Source organism: Vreelandella aquamarina (assembly GCF_020075495.1).
Lineage (GTDB): Bacteria > Pseudomonadota > Gammaproteobacteria > Pseudomonadales > Halomonadaceae > Vreelandella > Vreelandella aquamarina_A.
Map to the genome: position 1 here is coordinate 1 of NZ_JABYQT010000034.1, position 502 is coordinate 502.

Sequence of the window (502 nt, forward strand, 5' to 3'; positions counted from 1 at the left end):
CTCAGCGCCCGGCTGTGCAGATGCTGGCCGCCGAGCAGCACGGTGTCGAGTTCGAGCACGTGATCGCGGGTCTTGCCGTAGGTGCAGCTGCCCTGGCCGCTGGCGTCGGTGGAAATCATGCCGCCGATCGTCGCGCGGTTGGAGGTGGAGAGCTCCGGGGCGAAGAACAGGCCGTAAGGCTTGAGCGCAGCGTTGAGCTGATCCTTGACCACGCCGGCCTGCACCCGCACGCGGCGGTTCTCGACATCGATCGCCAGAATGCGGTTCATGTGGCGCGAGACATCCACCACGATGCCGTCGGTCAGCGACTGGCCATTGGTGCCGGTGCCGCCGCCGCGAGGCGTGAGCACCACGTCGCGGTAGGGCGTTTCCGCAGCGAGCCTGGCCAGGCGCTCGAGGTCTTCGGCGTGGCGCGGAAACACGGCGGCCTGGGGCAGGCGCTGGTAGATCGAGTTGTCGGTGGCGAGCACCGTGCGCTGGGCGTAGTCCGGGGCGATCTCGC

1 protein-coding gene is annotated in these 502 nt (G+C 68.9%); it reads right to left on the minus strand.

Features of this window, described 5'->3' with window-relative positions:
- On the minus strand, positions 1-502 hold a 502-nt coding region (locus tag HW452_RS17355), incomplete at both ends, for an FAD-binding oxidoreductase (RefSeq protein WP_224107340.1).